This window comes from Azoarcus sp. KH32C (assembly GCF_000349945.1).
Classification (GTDB): domain Bacteria; phylum Pseudomonadota; class Gammaproteobacteria; order Burkholderiales; family Rhodocyclaceae; genus Aromatoleum.
This window is the reverse complement of sequence record NC_020516.1, coordinates 1,056,747-1,072,904: the sequence shown is the minus strand read 5'-3', so window position 1 is coordinate 1,072,904 and position 16,158 is coordinate 1,056,747. Positions and strand designations below refer to the sequence as shown.

The following is a 16,158-nucleotide window of genomic DNA, read 5'->3' as shown; positions in this document are numbered from 1 at the left end:
AAGCGGGGGCCTTTTCGGCGATAATTCCGCCCTTTTCCAGCCCCCCGCCCCGAGAAATCCATGCAGCCTGCCAGCCAAGAGACGCCGCGCAACGTCCGGCCTCCGGTCTTCAATCCCGTCACCGGCGCCATCCGTGCCCTCGCCATGGACGCCGTCCAGCAGGCCAATTCGGGCCACCCGGGCGCGCCGCTGGGCATGGCGGAAATCGCCGAAGTGCTGTGGCGCCGATACCTGCGCCACAACCCGGCGAACCCGAAGTGGGCCGACCGCGACCGTTTCGTGATGTCGAACGGCCACGGCTCGATGCTGATCTACGCGCTGCTGCATCTGACCGGCTACGACCTGCCGATCGAAGAGCTCAAGCGCTTCCGCCAGCTGCACAGCAAGACGCCGGGCCACCCCGAATACGGCTACACCCCGGGCGTCGAAACGACCACCGGCCCGCTCGGCCAAGGCATCAGCAACGCGGTCGGCATGGCGCTGGCTGAAAAGATGCTTGCCGCCGACTTCAACCGTCCCGGCCACGCGATCGTCGACCACTACACCTACGTCTTCCTCGGCGACGGCTGCCTGATGGAAGGCATCTCGCACGAAGTCTGCTCGCTCGCCGGCACCCTGGGTCTCGGCAAGCTGATCGCCTTCTACGACGACAACAACATCTCGATCGACGGCCACGTCGACGGCTGGTTCACCGACGACACGCCGAAGCGCTTCGAAGCCTACGGCTGGCAGGTGATCGCGAACGTGCAGGGCCACGATCCGGCCGAGATCGACGCCGCGATCCGCGCCGCCCAGGCCAATGCGACGCAACCGACGCTGATCTGCTGCAAGACCGTGATCGGTGCGGGCGCCCCGAACAAGCAGGGCAGCCACGACGTCCACGGCGCGCCGCTCGGCGCCGCCGAGATCGCTGCGACGCGCGAGCACATCGGCTGGACGCAGGCCCCGTTCGAAATCCCGGCCGACGTCTACGCCGAGTGGAACGCCCGCGACAAGGGCGCCGCGCTCGAAGCCGGCTGGAACGATCGCTTCGCCGCCTACGCCAAGGCCTACCCCGAACTCGCCGCCGAATTCGGCCGCCGCATGGCGGGTGAGCTGCCGGCCGACTGGTCTGCGCACGTCGATGCCGTGATCGCGAAGGTCGTCGACAAGGCCGAAACCATCGCCACCCGCAAGGCGAGCCAGAACAGCATCGAAGCCTTCGCCCCGAAGCTGCCCGAACTCGTCGGCGGCTCGGCCGACCTCGCCGGCTCGAACCTGACCCTGTGGTCCGGCGCGAAGGGCGTCTCGAAGGAATCCGGCGGCAACTACATCTACTACGGCGTGCGCGAATTCGGCATGGCCGCGATCGCCAACGGCATCAGCTTGCACGGCGGCCTGATCCCCTACACCGCCACCTTCCTGATGTTCAGCGAGTACGCGCGCAACGCGCTGCGCATGGCGGCACTGATGAAGATCCGCCAGATCTTCGTGTTCACGCACGACTCGATCGGCCTCGGCGAAGACGGCCCGACGCATCAGCCCGTCGAGCAGACCGCGACGCTGCGCCTGATCCCGAATATGGACGTCTGGCGTCCCTGCGACACGACCGAATCCGCGGTCGCCTGGGCGCACGCGATCGAACGCAAGAACGGCCCGAGCTCGCTCCTCTTCTCGCGCCAGAACCTGCCCTTCCAGGCTCGCAACGCCGAGCAGATCGCGGCGATCCGCCGCGGCGGCTACGTGCTGTCCGAAGCTGTCGACGGCAAGCTCCAGGCCGTGATCATCGCGACCGGCTCCGAAGTCGCCCTCGCGATGGCCGCGCAAAAGGCGCTGAGCGAGGCCGGCATCGCCGTGCGCGTCGTGTCGATGCCTTCGACCAACGTGTTCGACCGCCAGGACCGCGCCTATCAGGCTGCAGTCCTTCCCGTTGGCGTACCGCGCGTCGCGGTCGAAGCGGGCGTCACCGACGGCTGGCGCAAGTACGTCGGCCTCGAAGGCGCCGTGATCGGCCTCGATCGCTTCGGCGAATCGGCCCCCGCCGGCGAGCTCTTCAAGTTCTTCGGCATTACCGCGGACGCTGTCACGGCGGCCGTGAAAGAAATCGTGAACTGACGCGTCGGCGCCCGAGGCTCCCGGCGCGCCCCGCGCCGGCATCCCCGGCGCAGGCAGTCCCAAGTTGTGGTGTTTTTCGTTTCAACGCTCCGGGAGATCCCTCGATGACCATCAAACTCGCCATCAACGGCTACGGCCGTATCGGTCGCTGCACCCTGCGCGCCCTCTATGAACTCGGTCTGCGCGACCAGTTCGAGATCGTCGCGATCAACGCCTCCGGCGACCTGGCGACCAACGCCCACCTGACGAAGTACGACACGACCCACGGTCGTTTCGCCTTCCCGGTCGAGACCGAAGGCGACAACGTGATGATCGTCAACGGCGACCGCATCCCCTTCTTCTCGACGAAGGATCCGCTGGGCGTGAATTGGGGCGACCTGGGCGTCGACGTGCTGCTCGAGTGCACGGGCGCGTACACCGCCAAGGCCAAGGCCGAAGTGCTGCTGAAGCAGGGCGCGAAGAAGGTGCTGATCTCCGCCCCGGGCGGCGACGACGTCGATGCGACCATCGTCTACGGCGTGAACCACGAGGTGCTGACCTCGGCGATGACCGTCATCTCGAACGCCTCCTGCACGACCAACTGCCTCGCGCCGGTCGCGAAGGTGCTGCAGGACAACATCGGGATCGAGAAGGGCCTGATGACCACCGTGCACGCCTACACCAACGACCAGGTGCTGGTCGACGTGCGCCACAAGGACCTGCGCCGCGCCCGCGCCGCTGCACAGAACATCATCCCGACCAAGACCGGCGCCGCCAAGGCCGTCGGCCTGGTGCTGCCCGCGCTGAAGGGCAAGTTCGACGGCTTCGCGCTGCGCGTGCCGGTGATGAACGTGTCGCTCGTCGACCTCACCTTCACCGCCAGCCGCGCAACCTCGAAGGAAGAGATCAACGCGCTGATGAAGGAAGCCGCCAAGGGCCCGCTGAAGGGCGTGCTGGCCGTTAATGAAGATCCGCTGGTGTCGATGGACTTCAACCACGACTCGCACTCGTCGATCTTCGACGCGACCCAGACCCGCGTGATGGACGGCAACCTCGTCAAGGTGCTCGCCTGGTACGACAACGAGTGGGGCTACTCCTGCCGCATGCTGGACGCCGCCCGCGCAGTCCACAACGCGAAGTAAGCCGCCAGCTCAGCACGCAATCCGACGCCCTGCTCCGCGGGGCGTTTTCACATCGGGAAGGAATCCATGCAAGTCAAGAAACTCGCCGAGCTCGACGTCGCCGGCAAGCGCGTCTTCATCCGTGCCGACCTCAACGTGCCGCAGGACGAGGCCGGCAACATCGTCGAGGACACCCGCATCCGTGCCTCGCTGCCGTCGATCAAGTACTGCCTCGACAACGGCGCCGCCGTGATGGTGACCTCGCACCTCGGTCGCCCGACCGAAGGTGAATGCCGCGCCGAAGACACGCTCGCACCGATCGCCGTGCGCATGGGCGAGCTGCTGCACAAGCCGGTGCGCCTGATCCGCGACTGGGTCGAGGGCGGTTTCGAAGTCAAGGCCGGCGAGATCGTGTTGCTCGAAAACTGCCGCTGCAACAAGGGCGAGAAGAAGGACAACGAAGAACTCGCGAAGAAGATGGCCGCGCTGTGCGACGTCTACGTCAATGACGCATTCGGCACCGCCCACCGCGCCGAGGCGACGACTCACGGCATCGCCCGCTTCGCACCGGTCGCCTGCGCCGGCATGCTGATGGGGGCCGAGATCGATGCGCTCACCAAGGCCACCGAGACCCCGGCCCGCCCGCTCGTCGCGATCGTCGGCGGCGCCAAGGTGTCGAGCAAGCTGACCATCCTGAAGTCGCTCGCCGACAAGGTCGACCAGCTGATCGTCGGCGGCGGCATCGCCAACACCTTCCTGCTCGCCTCCGGCAAGCGCATCGGCGACTCGCTCGCCGAGCCGGAACTGGTGAAGGAAGCGCAGGCGATCATGGACATGATGAAGGCACGCGGCGCCGAAGTGCCGCTGCCGGTCGACGTCGTCGTCGCCGATGAAGTGTCGGCGCTCGCGCGCGCCAACCGCATCCCGGTCGACGAAGTCGGCCCGCATGACCGCATCCTCGACGTCGGCCCGAAGACCTCGGCGAAGCTCGCCGACATCATCGCCCACGCCGGCACGATCGTCTGGAACGGCCCGGTCGGCGTGTTCGAGCACAACCAGTTCGCCGGCGGCACGAAGATGATGGCCTCCGCGATCGCCCACTCTGAGGCCTTCTGCATCGCCGGCGGCGGCGACACCCTGGCGGCGATTGCGAAGTTCCACATCGCCCAGGACGTCGGCTACATCTCGACCGGCGGCGGCGCGTTCCTGGAGTTCCTCGAAGGCAAGACCCTGCCCGCGATCGCAGCGCTCGAAGGCCGCTTCAACGACTGAGACGCATCGTCACGACGGGGCCGGACAGCCGGCCCGTAATGAAAAACGGCCACCCTCGGGTGGCCGTTTTGCTTGCTTGGGCTGGTTCAGCCGCAGCGGCACCCGCCGCAGCCGCCGCATTTTTGCTTGCGCGTGACCAGGTATTCGGCAATCTGGTCGCGATCGAATTCGAAATCGTCGCTGCTCTCGTAGCCGATGCCGGGGCGGAAGCTTTCCCCGTCGATCACGATCGTCAGCGCGTGCAGATTGCTTTCGGCATCGTGCACCACCGACAGGTCGTAGCTGGCGCCACGCGGCAGGCTGTCGAGCAGGGAGCGGGTTACCTCGTCGATCATCGGGACTCTTCCTCGTGTATTCAGATATTTACGCCGCGAAACGCGGCTCCCGCATTGTCGTGGATCAGCGCCGGGACGATATTGTCCGAGGTCAACCCATCGCGTCGCACCTGCCAACGCACCCCCTCAGCGCGTGTAGTAGCCGACGCCGACCAGCATGCCGTCGACCCGCTGAAGGAAGGAGTGCTTGGTCTCCAGCTTGTCGGTGACCGGGTTGCGCCAAGCGTAGTCGAGCTCACCCGCGCCTTTGCGGCTGACGATATTCACCATGTCCGCAACGATCGCCTTGCCCTTGGGATCGCGCAACTCGTGGCCGTCCGTGCCGACCAGCTTGGGCATCGCGCCGTGCGCGAGGAAACGCTGCGAATCGAGGTCGATCGCGAACACGTAAAGGTCGTCCTGCATGAAACCGCCATTGAGCGCATTGAAGGATGCCAGCGCCGACTCCGCCCCTTTCTCCTTCACTCTCGCAATGGCGCGCTCCAGCAGATCCTTCGCCTGCGCCGGGGTCGCCCGCGGGACGTAGTAGCCGACCGCGATGATGCGCTCGCCCACCTTGCGGAACAGCGTCACCTTCTGCTCCTCGCGCCTGTCCTGGCGATTGAGCCAGCGATACTCGACGCGGCCCGCATCGCTCTTCGCCGCGACATCGAGCATTTCGCGGAAGAAGGGCTTGCCGGCGGAGTCCTGCATCGTCGCGACATTGCGTCCAACCAGGGCCACCGAGGACCCGCCGCTGGCGAGCATGGTGCCGTCCGTGGCGAGCGCATACACGTAGAGCTCGCGATCCGCAAACTGCGGCGCGCGGTTGAATTCGTCGAACGCCGCGTCGCCGACCTCCCGGAAACGCGCGACCGCCTTGTCGAGCAGCCGCTGACTGCGGCTCTCGTCGGCCCGCTGTACGAGGGGCCCCTGCCCGTAGGCGGGCACGGGATCGGCTGCGAGCACGGGCTGCATCATCAGGACTGGCACACAGAGTGATGCGAGGAAAGCAGATTTCATGGCGTTCGAAGGTCCGGAGGCTGGATTGATGAAAGCAAAATTATAGGAAGCAACAGCATCTGTCGATAGGCTGGCGTAGGCAGGTTCGCACGAATCCGACCGGCGGCGAAACGCCGCCCCGTCGGTCTCGTCGCCGAGTCGTGGAGGTAGAATCGTGTCCTCGGATGCATATCGACACGGAGACAGCATGCCCCGCCACACCAAGATCGTCGCCACCCTCGGTCCCGCCTCGACTGATCCGCAAGTCCTCGAACGCATGGTGCATGCCGGCATCGACGTCGTGCGGATGAATTTTTCGCATGGCAAGGCGGAAGACCACATCGCGCGGGCAGCGGCGATTCGCGAAGCGGCGGCGCGGTGCGGACGCTCGGTCGGCATCCTCGGCGACCTGCAGGGGCCGAAGATCCGCGTCGGCAAGTTCGCCGGCGACCGCGTGCATCTGCAAAAGGACGCCCCCTTCATTCTCGATGCCCGATGCGAGCTGGGCGACATCGGCCGCGTCGGCCTCGACTACAAGAACCTGCCGAAGGACGTCAAGGCGGGCGATGTGCTGCTGCTCGACGACGGGCGCCTCAAGCTCGTCGTCGATCGCGTCATCGGCCACGAGATCCACACGACGGTGCGCGTGGGCGGCGAACTGTCCAACAACAAGGGCATCAACCGCCAGGGCGGCGGCCTGACCGCGCCGGCACTGACCGCGAAGGACATGGACGACATCAAGACGGCCGCCGAGATCGGCGTCGATTTCGTTGCGGTCTCTTTCCCGAAGAGCGCGGCCGACATGTACATGGCGCGCCAGCTGCTGCGTGCCGCGGGTTCCGAGGCGCTGCTGATCGCGAAGATCGAGCGCACCGAGGCGGTGGCCAACCTCGACGAGATCCTCGACGCCTCGGACGGCATCATGGTCGCGCGCGGTGACCTCGCGGTCGAAGTCGGCGACGCCGCGGTGCCGGCGCTGCAAAAGAAGATGATCCGCGCCGCACGCGACCGCAACAAGCTCACGATCACGGCGACGCAGATGATGGAGTCGATGATCACGAGTCCGGTGCCGACGCGCGCCGAAGTCTCGGACGTCGCCAACGCGGTGCTCGACGGCAGCGATGCGGTGATGCTGTCGGCGGAGACCGCCTCCGGCAAGTACCCGGTCGAGGTCGTCGAGGCGATGAGCCGGGTCTGCCTCGAAGCGGAGAAGTCTTCGGACGTCACGCTGGATCGCGACGTCCTCGACCGCGTCTTCACGCGCATCGACCAGTCGATCGCGATGGCCGCGATCTGGACCGCCTGGCACCTCAAGGTGAAAGCCATCGCCTCGCTGACCCAGACCGGCTCGACGGCGCTGTGGATGAGCCGTCTGAACAGCGGCGTGCCGATCTATGCGCTGACCCCGGAAGCCTCGGCCCGCAACCAGATGACGTTGTACCGTGAGGTCTTCCCGCTGCTGATGTCGCAGACGCATCAGGACCGCGACGTGCTGCTGTGGGAAGCCGAGCAGATCCTGCTCGACCAGGGCGTCGTCGAGCGCGGCGACCTGATCGTGCTGACCATCGGCGAGCCGATCGGCACCTCGGGCGGCACGAACACGCTGAAGATCGTACGCGTGGGCGAGCATCCGGCGCCGCATCTCACCGAGCAATAAGCTCCGCGGTCCGCGCGCGGCTGCTACACTGCCGCGCTCGACCAGACATTGCCTCCGGGTGCCTGCCATCGGCAGGAGAATCGGAAATGCGGTGAGGCGCCTTCGAAAGATCGCGCCGATTCCGCAACGTGCCCAACGCTGTGAGGGGGACCGCCGCCGCAACATGCCACTGCCCGTCCGGGCGGGAAGGCGCGGCGCGGGACGAACCCGAGTCAGAAGACCGGCCCGGAGGCACATTGCGGCAGGCAGGCCCGCCTGTCGCCCACCGTGCTTCAGAAGGGGAATCCATGAACGGCACACACCCGGGCCACCAGGCTCATCACCACTTCGACGACGCCGAGCGCGCGACCGTCTATCGCAACATCCTCGCGCGGCGCGACGTCCGCGGCCAGTTCCTGCCCAATCCGGTTGCCGACGACATGCTCGCTCGCATCCTCACCGCGGCCCACTTCGCGCCCTCGGTCGGCTTCATGCAGCCATGGAGCTTCGTCGTGATCCGCGACATGGCCGTCAAGCAGCAGGTGCATGCCGCCTTCGCCGAGGCCAATGCCGAAGCGGCGCAGATGTTCGAAGGCAAGCAGCGCGAGGTGTACTCCGGCCTGCGCCTGCAAGGCATCCTCGAAGCGCCCGTGAATCTCTGCATCACCTGCGACCGCGACCGCGCCGGCCCGGTCGTCATCGGACGCACGCACATCAAGGCGATGGACCTCTACAGCACGGTCTGCGCGGTGCAGAACCTGTGGCTCGCGGCGCGCGCCGAGGGCCTCGGCGTCGGCTGGGTCAGCATCTACCGCCAGGCACGCATCCGCGAGATCCTCGGCCTGCCCCAACGCATCATTCCGGTCGCCTACCTGTGCGTCGGACACGTCAGCCATTTCCTCGACCAGCCCGAACTGCAGACCGCCGGATGGCGTCCGCGCCTCCCGCTCGACGAGCTCGTGCACTTCGACGGCTGGGGCGGTGCGGCACCCGAAGGCGAAGGGCTTCGGCAAGCCCTCAGGCAAGCGCAACATCGCGCCGCACAAGGCATTCCGCCTATCTGAGGAGGTGAGTTAACCCCGCGTTGAGAGAGGCCGACTCGTCGTCCGCGGCAAGCGCGCCCTCACCTGCGCATCCCTACCGGCGGGCTACTCCGAAGGAACCATCGGCCTGAAGGACGCTCCAATTAAAGCCAACAAACTCGGTTTCGGTTCGGGCATGCCGGACGACCGCGAGATTCCCGTCACCGGACGTGTTGATGCGGCAACGCAGGCGGAGTTGCTCAAGTAAGGTAACCCCCTCCAACCCCGTCTGTGGCGGCCGCGATGGCCCGGAGCGAGCTCCGGGCCATTTTCTTGTGCGCCGCCATGCCGCGCGCGAAGCCCATCGGGTGCCGACTGACGTTAAAATGCGCAGTTAGTCGCACAAAGTTGTGCCAGAAAACCAATCGGAGAAGTCCCATGCCCCTCGTTTCCATGCGCCAGCTGCTCGATCACGCCGCCGAAAACGGCTACGGCTTGCCGGCGTTCAACGTCAATAATCTGGAACAGGTCCAGGCGATCATGGAAGCCGCGGCCGAACTCGACAGCCCCGTGATCATGCAGGCTTCGGCCGGCGCGCGGAAATACGCCGGCGAAGCCTTCCTGCGCCACTTGATCGACGCCGCCGTCGAAGCCTACCCGCATATCCCGGTCGTGATGCACCAAGACCACGGCCAGTCGCCCGCGATCTGCCAAGCTGCGATCCGCTCGGGCTTCTCGAGCGTCATGATGGATGGCTCCCTGATGGAAGACGGCAAGACGCCGTCCTCCTACGATTACAACGTCGCCGTGAGTCGTGAAGTGGTCAAGTTCTCGCACGCCATCGGCGTCACCGTCGAAGCCGAACTGGGCTGCCTCGGCTCCCTCGAAACCGGTCAGGCCGGCGAGGAAGACGGGGTGGGCGCCGAGGGCACGCTCGACCACTCGATGCTGCTGACCGACCCCGACCAGGCCGCCGATTTCGTCAAGCAGACCGACTGCGACGCGCTCGCGATCGCCATCGGCACCAGCCACGGCGCCTACAAATTCACCCGCAAGCCCACCGGCGACATCCTCGCGATCGAGCGCGTCAAGGCGATCCACGCCCGCCTGCCGAACACCCACCTCGTGATGCATGGCTCGTCGAGCGTGCCGCAGGAACTGCTGGAGATCATCCGCCAGTACGGCGGCGACATGAAGGAAACCTACGGCGTGCCGGTCGAGGAAATCCAGACTGCGATCAAATTCGGCGTGCGCAAGATCAACATCGACACCGACATCCGTCTCGCGATGACCGGCGCGATCCGCAAGTTCCTGTTCGAAAATCCGTCGAAGTTCGATCCGCGCGAATACCTGAAGCCGGCGCGCGAAGCCGCCAAGCTCGTGTGCAAGGCACGCTTCGAATCCTTCGGCTGCGCCGGCCAGGCGAGCCGCATCAAGCCCGTGTCGCTGGAAAAGATCGCCGCGCGTTACAAGTCCGGCGAACTGACGCAGGTCGTTCGCTGACGGCCGAGCCGGTCGGCCTGCGGCACAAGAGGCCAGCTGACCGACCGGCGACTTTCATGGCACGAGCCAATCTCAAACTCAGCGTCGAGTTCGAATTCGACTTGGATGCGCCGGAAGCCTTCCTGCAGGCCAGCCACGAAAAATTGTGCAAGGCCATGCAGGAGCTGCTCGGCAACATGGTGCTGCAGGGCATGCCGACGGTCACCGCCAAGCAGCTTGGCAAGGCTGGAGTCACGATCGTCTCGCATCATCACCATCTCGACGTCGTGAGCACCGCAGCGGTGGCCTTGCCGCGCGAGGCACTGGTCGCCGCGGGCCCGCACCTCACCGACGAGGAGTTGGAGCAACTCTCGCGCCGCACCGCCGGACGCGCCCCGCTCCAGGGAGCCGAACTGGCCCGTTTTTTGCGGCGGCATGCGCTGACGCTGGTGCCCGATTTCCGGACCCTGCCCTGCGTGGTGGTGGGCAAACTGAGTTCGGGCCGGGACGCGAGCTTGCGCGGGCGATTGAACCTGACCAACGGCAGCGTCGTCCTCGACGAGCAGGACCGGCATAACCGCCTGCAGCCGAATCAGGACGCGCTGCGCGTCGACGTCAGCGGAACGCCCGCCAGCCTGCGCGCGACGTGCGCCGGCAACACGCTGAGCGGACCGGTGATCGAAGTTGCGCTAACGGAGCTGGCAGTCCACCGCGACCCTCTGGTCGCCGCCTGGCAACAGACAGGCTGAAAAGGAAGCGGGGTCGGGACGTTCGTCAGTACGACTCGGACGAGTGCCCTTCCCACATTTCCGGGCGGAAACGCACGACGCGATTACGCCCGTCCTCCTTCGCCCGATAAAGCGCCACATCGGCGAACTTGACGCTCTGCCAGAAGGTTTCGCTGTCTTCGGGGAACATCGCGACGCCGATCGAGATTGTCTTGTGCAAGGTCGAGGTGCCCACCTGGATCTTCATCTCTGCAACCGCCGCGCGAATGTTCTCGGCGACGCGCATGGCGTTGTCGGCATCGGTTTCCTGCAGGATGATGACAAATTCCTCGCCGCCGAAGCGGATCACCATGTCCGACGCGCGCACCGAGCTCTTCAGCACGTTGGCGAGCGACTTCAGCACGATATCCCCGGCGTCGTGACCGTAGGTGTCGTTGACGACCTTGAAGTAGTCCAGGTCGAGCAGCAGAACGGCGAGCGTCGTCTTGCGGCGCCGTGCCGACGCGATCAGCGTATCGACGTACTCTTCGAGGAAGCGCCGGTTATTGAGACCAGTCATCGCGTCCCGCAGCGACGATTCGCGCAGCGTCTCGGTGAGGCGCTTGGCCTCGAGCACCGGCGTCATCTCGCGTACATAGACGTTGACGTAAGGCACCTGCGACTGGAAGGCCTGTGCCTCGGACTCGTGCACGACGAGCTGGATCACATTGCCGACCGCCCCCGACTGCATGATCGGCACGCAGTAATGGCGCCGCCCCTCGCCGATGCCTTCGGGCGGCTGGAAGGCGTAGCAGATGCCGGGCTGGGCCAAGCCGTCGACGACATGACCGGAGCGCTTCGCACGGCACATGTCGCTGCGCACCAGGATCTGCGGATCGCACCAGCGGCAAGGCGCGCCCTGCTGGCCATCGACCGACAGCGGTTCGAGCTGCTTCGGCCCCGAGGTCTCGTAGATCGAGAATTCACGCACGCCGAAACGCTGGGTCAGGACCTTGCCGAAGCGGTCGAAGATCTCGGCCTTGGTTTCGTCCTCCTCGATCGCCTGCTTGAAGCTGGACGCGTCGGCCAGGCCGTTGACCATGTCGATCGCGACCTCGAGCTGGTTGTCGTCCTGGCGCATCGTGCGGCCGGTCAGCTGCACGACACGCTGGCTGATGCGCGCCAGGCCATCGTCGAGGAAGACCAGCAGGCTGTTGGTCTCGGTCGCGATCTGGCCGATCTCGTCGTCAGTACGCTTTTCGACTCGGCCCTTGAAATCGCCCCGCAAGGCGCGCTGCACCGCACGCTCCACGGCCTGTGCAGTTGAGCCGACGGGCAGGATCAGGCGACGTGCCAGCAGGATCGACAACAAGGAGAAGACCGCGACCGTGACGATGATCAGCGCAACTGTCGTGAGCGCCTTTTCCTTCAGCTCGCTCAGCGAAACCTCCATCGTCACCGCACCGAGCACAGTCCCCTCGGCGACCTGGTGGCACTGCAGGCAGTTCGGCTTGCCGCGGGTCGAAGCCGCAAAAGGAATCGTGCCGCGGAACACCGAATCGCCGCGCTCGTCGACGATCACGTAGCGAGGCTGGCCGTCCGCAAGAACCTGCTTCTCGATGTCATCGGGATGCATCTCGCGCGCCATGCCGGCGCCGAACTGCTGCGTGACGTAAGACGAACGGACGACCCGCGCCGACCGCAGCCCCTGCACCTCCAACAGGCGGTCGAGGAACTGCTCGCGCTTGTCGATGGTTCCCTGGATCATCGCTTCCGTGAGATGCACCCGCACCATTTCCGCGGCAGTGCGCACATGCGCAGTCGATGACGCGATCGAGTAACTGCGAAACGCGACGAGGCTGATCAGGACGAGCATCACCAGGGTTCCCAGGGCGATGGCGCCGAACAACAATGTCATTTTTCGGTTGAGATTCATTGCATCTCCAGAGGCGCCTGCAGCGGCCCGCTCCGATTAACTTTTTTGATTGGCGCGATTATGCCCTGAAACGACCCGGCTTATGCCGAAAGGCATGGACGATGCTGGCATTCACGACGCATTTGCCGCACAGTAGCGGCGCATGACTACCCTGAACACTTGGTCGCCTCTTCACATCGCAGCACTTGCGGCCGGCTGGGCGGCGTACGGAGCGGTGCATTCGCTGCTCGCGTCGAATGCGGTCAAGCGCGCGCTTGGGCAGCATTGCCGGTTTGCGACAAGAGCGTACCGCCTGCTGTTCAACGCGATCGCGGCCGTCCTGCTGCTTCCGCTGCTGTGGCTGACCCTGGCATGGCGAACGGAGCCTCTCTGGCAATGGACCGGTATTGGGGGCTGGATGGCAGACGGATTGGCGCTCGCCGCCTTCGGCTGCTTCCTGTGGTCCTGCCGCTACTACGACATAAGCGAATTCAGCGGGCTCGCGCAGTGGCGCTCCGGAGGGACCCGGCCCGAGGACTGCGGGCCACTGAGGATCTCGCCGCTCCATCGCTACGTTCGCCATCCTTGGTATTTCCTGGCGCTGGTCATCCTGTGGACGCGGGACATGGACAGGGCGCGCCTGGTCTCGACCCTATGCGTATCGATCTATTTCTGGATCGGCTCGCGCCTCGAAGAGCGCAAACTCGTCGCCTGCCACGGCCACGCATACGAGCGCTACCGAAGGCGCGTGGCCGGTCTCTTTCCGATTCCCTGGCGGCACCTGAACCCCGCGGAGGCGCGCGAATTGTGCAACGCACCGCCCGCCTCCCCCCCGGCGCCTTTCCCTGAACGGGGCGGGGGAGTATAGTCCGCGCAAAAGCCCCACTTGTTACGGGGTGTTACGACTTTCATCCTACTTCGCGCACGAATCCGGCCTGACACGGACCTGTATCCGGTCATTGGCGGGATCAGGACAGCTCGATGACTCGAATCAAAACAATCCGGGGCCTGCTTCTGATCGCGGCAATCGTGTTCTCGACGGCCCTCGTTGCCGCGACGCACTATGCCGTATCGAACCTCTTCGAGCGCTCGGTGCGCGACAACGCGATGCGCGACGCGAACACCTTCGCCGAGATGACCTTCCAGTCGATGTTCCAGCTGATGCGTACCGGCTGGTCGCGGCAACAGCTCGAGGAATTCATCCGCGCGATCCGGCGTTCGGTGGACAACACTCAACACCAGATCCAGATCTACCGCGGGCCGCGCGTCGCCGAACTGTTCGGCGAAATTTCGCAGCCCGCATTCGACGATCCGATCCGCAAGGTCATCGCCAGCGGCGACAGCCTGCAGCTCAACAACGGCCCGGAAGTCCGCTTCATCCACGCGCTGCGCGCCGAAGATCAATGCCGGGTCTGTCATACGAACGCCCAGCCCGGCGAAGTGCTCGGCGTGATCGACGTCCGCCAGGACATCACGCCACTGCTCGCGGCGAGCAACCGGCAATTCCTGCTGGCCTTCGCGCCGATCATCCCGGTCGCCGTCATCGCGACCCTGCTGATGGTCGCCTATATCCGCCGGCGCCTCGATCGTGCAATCGGCGGCTTCGCGACCAACATCCGCTCGGTGAGCAAGCTCGCCGACCTGCGCCAGATCGAGAAGGCGAGGCTCGACTTCGGCTTCAGCGAATTCAGCCCGGTTGCCGGCGAGGTCAAGCAACTGCTCGAGCGCGTGCGCGGCGTCGCCGTCGACAAGGAAATGCTCGAATTCGAGATCCGCCTGCTAGAGAAATTCATCCTCACCTCGGACGTCGTGAAGGACTGGCGCGAATACGTGAACCGCCTGCTTCTCGACATTGACGATGTGATGCCCGCCTACGCGCTGTTCTCGATCTTCAAGATCGGCGACGACATCTTCGATCTCGAAGTGTTCTGGCGCTACACGCCTTCGGCCAAGAGTCAGCAGCTCTTCGAGACCACGGTCAAGGAGTCGCTCGGACGCAACCCTTACTTTGCCGGCGGCTACGCGGTCAGCATCGAACACAACATCGCCGACAGCTCGCGGAGCTTGCCCGAGCTGGTGCGCGAGGACATCGAGGTGCAGACGAAGTCCCTGCTCGTCGAGGCGCCGAAGATCGGCGGGATCGTCGGCATCGGCATGCAGGCCCAACCGGGAGCGGACAGCACGCGCTGGCTGGTCGTCGAAAGCATCCTGTCGACGCTGCTCAACGTCGTCGGCTCGGTGAAGGCGATCGACAAATACACGAAGGATCTCGAGTACTACGCGACACGCGACCCGCTCACGAACCTGTACAACCAGCGCGTGTTCTGGGAACTGCTCGACAGCGAGACCATCCGGTCGGGGCGCCACGGCTACAAGTTCGGACTGCTGGTGGTCGACGCGGACAACTTCAAGTCCGTGAACGACACCTACGGCCATGGCTTCGGCGACATGTTCCTGCAGGAGGTCGCCGCGGCGATCCGCAGCGCGATCCGCGAAGACGATCTGCTCGCCCGCTACGGCGGCGACGAGTTCGTCGTGATCCTGCCGGAGACCGATCTCGCCGGAACCACGGAAGTTGCCCAGCGCATCATCGACTCGGTCACCACGATGTCGATCGAGACGCCGGATGGGGCTCGCGTGACCGGCTCGCTGTCAGTCGGGATGGCGGTCTACCCGGAGCACGCGATCGAGACCAAGGATCTCTTCCTGTTCGCCGACACGATGATGTATCGCGCGAAGGCCGAGGGTAAGGGGCGCCTGGCGATCCCGACGCCGCAGGACGTGGTCGAAGTGTTCCGCTCGCTGTCCGAGAAGAGCATCCTGATCCTCGCCGCCGTCGAAGCACGCGGTGTGATTCCCTACTTCCAGCCGATCGTCAATCCCAAGACAGGCGAAGTCGAGGCGCTCGAAGTGCTTTCCCGCATCCGGCTCGAAGACGGCAGCATTCTCGTCGCCGACGCCTTCGTCGCGATCGCCGAGAAGATGGGCCTGATGCACAAGCTCGACTACATCCTGATGGAGCGGGCGCTGGAGATCGTCAGCCAGTCCGATTACAAGGGACTGCTGTTCCTGAACATGTCGCCGCGGGCGCTGGTGCTCAACGACTTCGTGCAGGAGACGCGCCGCATCGCCGCATCGTTCGACTTCGATCCGGGCAGAATCGTGTTCGAGATCACCGAGCGCGAAACGATCAAGAACATGGCGCTGCTCGAACGCTTCATCAACACGCTGCGCGCCGAAGGCTTCCGCCTCGCGATCGACGACTTCGGCTCGGGCTTCTCGTCCTTCCATTACGTCAAGCGCTTCCCGATCGACTTCCTGAAGATCGAGGGCGATTTCATCGTTGGCATGAAGCACAACGAGAAGGACCGCGCGCTGGTGCGCAGCATCGTCGCGCTCGGCCGCGACCTCGGCATCCGCACGGTGGCCGAATACGTCGAGGATACGGAGGTGCTCGCCAAGGTCGTCGAACAGGGTATCGATCTCGCGCAGGGCTATCACATCCGGCGCCCGACTCCGTCGATCGAGGAAGCCCTCGACATCACGCTCGGCTGAAGCGCCCCACCACTTACATTTGCTTATCCATGCTGCGCACCGCTTCCAGGCGAAGCGCG

The 16,158-nt window shown here is 65.2% G+C and carries 12 protein-coding genes and 1 riboswitch; of the genes, 9 read left to right on the top strand and 3 right to left on the bottom strand.

The window, feature by feature from the left end; all coding sequences use genetic code 11:
* Positions 1-60: 60 nt before the first annotated feature.
* From tkt to AZKH_RS04820, 3 genes are all read left to right on the top strand, one after another.
* Positions 61-2,094, top strand: a complete 2,034-nt coding sequence (gene tkt / locus AZKH_RS04830) for a transketolase (protein ID WP_015434621.1) — start codon at positions 61-63, stop codon at positions 2,092-2,094.
* A gap of 104 nt (positions 2,095-2,198) precedes the next feature.
* Positions 2,199-3,215, top strand: coding sequence for a type I glyceraldehyde-3-phosphate dehydrogenase (gap, locus tag AZKH_RS04825; RefSeq protein ID WP_015434620.1), 1,017 nt, complete (start codon positions 2,199-2,201; stop codon positions 3,213-3,215).
* A gap of 66 nt (positions 3,216-3,281) precedes the next feature.
* Positions 3,282-4,466 carry a phosphoglycerate kinase gene (locus AZKH_RS04820; RefSeq protein WP_015434619.1) on the top strand — a complete coding sequence of 395 codons (1,185 nt, stop codon included), beginning with the start codon at positions 3,282-3,284 and terminating at the stop codon, positions 4,464-4,466.
* An 86-nt stretch (positions 4,467-4,552) separates the two neighbouring features.
* Here the strand turns inward: AZKH_RS04820 and AZKH_RS04815 are convergent, their stop codons facing one another.
* The gene (locus AZKH_RS04815) at positions 4,553-4,801 is read right to left on the bottom strand and encodes a hypothetical protein (protein WP_015434618.1); all 249 of its coding nucleotides are present in this window, start codon (positions 4,799-4,801) and stop codon (positions 4,553-4,555) included.
* 126 nt (positions 4,802-4,927) lie between these two features.
* The gene (locus AZKH_RS04810; protein WP_015434617.1) at positions 4,928-5,803 is read right to left on the bottom strand and encodes a cache domain-containing protein; all 876 of its coding nucleotides are present in this window, start codon (positions 5,801-5,803) and stop codon (positions 4,928-4,930) included.
* A 187-nt stretch (positions 5,804-5,990) separates the two neighbouring features.
* On the opposite strand from AZKH_RS04810, the gene pyk reads away from it, so the two are divergent.
* From pyk to AZKH_RS04785, 4 genes are all read left to right on the top strand, one after another.
* A complete protein-coding gene (gene pyk, locus AZKH_RS04805; protein WP_015434616.1) occupies positions 5,991-7,439 on the top strand; it encodes a pyruvate kinase in 1,449 nt (482 codons plus the stop codon).
* A gap of 39 nt (positions 7,440-7,478) precedes the next feature.
* Positions 7,479-7,683, top strand: a riboswitch (cobalamin riboswitch).
* 43 nt (positions 7,684-7,726) lie between these two features.
* A complete protein-coding gene (gene bluB, locus AZKH_RS04800; RefSeq protein ID WP_015434615.1) occupies positions 7,727-8,482 on the top strand; it encodes a 5,6-dimethylbenzimidazole synthase in 756 nt (251 codons plus the stop codon).
* A gap of 396 nt (positions 8,483-8,878) precedes the next feature.
* Positions 8,879-9,943 (top strand): class II fructose-bisphosphate aldolase, encoded by a 1,065-nt coding sequence (gene fba / locus AZKH_RS04790; RefSeq protein ID WP_015434614.1) that lies wholly within the window; start codon positions 8,879-8,881, stop codon positions 9,941-9,943.
* Between the two features lie 56 nt (positions 9,944-9,999).
* The gene (locus tag AZKH_RS04785; RefSeq protein WP_015434613.1) at positions 10,000-10,671 is read left to right on the top strand and encodes a hypothetical protein; all 672 of its coding nucleotides are present in this window, start codon (positions 10,000-10,002) and stop codon (positions 10,669-10,671) included.
* 25 nt (positions 10,672-10,696) lie between these two features.
* Here AZKH_RS04785 and AZKH_RS04780 read toward each other — a convergent pair whose 3' ends face one another.
* Complete coding sequence (locus AZKH_RS04780) at positions 10,697-12,565, bottom strand: GGDEF domain-containing protein (RefSeq protein WP_015434612.1); 1,869 nt, start codon at positions 12,563-12,565, stop codon at positions 10,697-10,699.
* Between the two features lie 142 nt (positions 12,566-12,707).
* Here AZKH_RS04780 and AZKH_RS04775 point away from each other — a divergent pair, with 142 nt between their 5' ends.
* Together AZKH_RS04775 and AZKH_RS04770 are read left to right on the top strand one after the other, a co-directional pair.
* On the top strand, positions 12,708-13,412 hold the full coding sequence (locus tag AZKH_RS04775) for an isoprenylcysteine carboxylmethyltransferase family protein (protein WP_015434611.1): 705 nt from the start codon (positions 12,708-12,710) through the stop codon (positions 13,410-13,412).
* 113 nt (positions 13,413-13,525) lie between these two features.
* Positions 13,526-16,099: a bifunctional diguanylate cyclase/phosphodiesterase gene (locus tag AZKH_RS04770; protein WP_015434610.1), complete on the top strand. Its 2,574-nt coding sequence runs from the start codon at positions 13,526-13,528 to the stop codon at positions 16,097-16,099.
* Positions 16,100-16,158: the final 59 nt, after the last annotated feature.

What these genes read in the sequence shown, in the direction of transcription:
- AZKH_RS04810 (WP_015434617.1), bottom strand. Translation starts at nt 5,803, where the DNA reads ATGAAATCTGCTTTCCTCGCATCACTCTGTGTGCCAGTCCTGATGATG.
- AZKH_RS04820 (WP_015434619.1), top strand. Translation starts at nt 3,282, where the DNA reads ATGCAAGTCAAGAAACTCGCCGAGCTCGACGTCGCCGGCAAGCGCGTC.
- gap (WP_015434620.1), top strand. Translation starts at nt 2,199, where the DNA reads ATGACCATCAAACTCGCCATCAACGGCTACGGCCGTATCGGTCGCTGC.
- pyk (WP_015434616.1), top strand. Translation starts at nt 5,991, where the DNA reads ATGCCCCGCCACACCAAGATCGTCGCCACCCTCGGTCCCGCCTCGACT.
- AZKH_RS04770 (WP_015434610.1), top strand. Translation starts at nt 13,526, where the DNA reads ATGACTCGAATCAAAACAATCCGGGGCCTGCTTCTGATCGCGGCAATC.
- AZKH_RS04815 (WP_015434618.1), bottom strand. Translation starts at nt 4,801, where the DNA reads ATGATCGACGAGGTAACCCGCTCCCTGCTCGACAGCCTGCCGCGTGGC.
- AZKH_RS04785 (WP_015434613.1), top strand. Translation starts at nt 10,000, where the DNA reads ATGGCACGAGCCAATCTCAAACTCAGCGTCGAGTTCGAATTCGACTTG.
- tkt (WP_015434621.1), top strand. Translation starts at nt 61, where the DNA reads ATGCAGCCTGCCAGCCAAGAGACGCCGCGCAACGTCCGGCCTCCGGTC.
- bluB (WP_015434615.1), top strand. Translation starts at nt 7,727, where the DNA reads ATGAACGGCACACACCCGGGCCACCAGGCTCATCACCACTTCGACGAC.
- AZKH_RS04780 (WP_015434612.1), bottom strand. Translation starts at nt 12,565, where the DNA reads ATGAATCTCAACCGAAAAATGACATTGTTGTTCGGCGCCATCGCCCTG.
- fba (WP_015434614.1), top strand. Translation starts at nt 8,879, where the DNA reads ATGCCCCTCGTTTCCATGCGCCAGCTGCTCGATCACGCCGCCGAAAAC.
- AZKH_RS04775 (WP_015434611.1), top strand. Translation starts at nt 12,708, where the DNA reads ATGACTACCCTGAACACTTGGTCGCCTCTTCACATCGCAGCACTTGCG.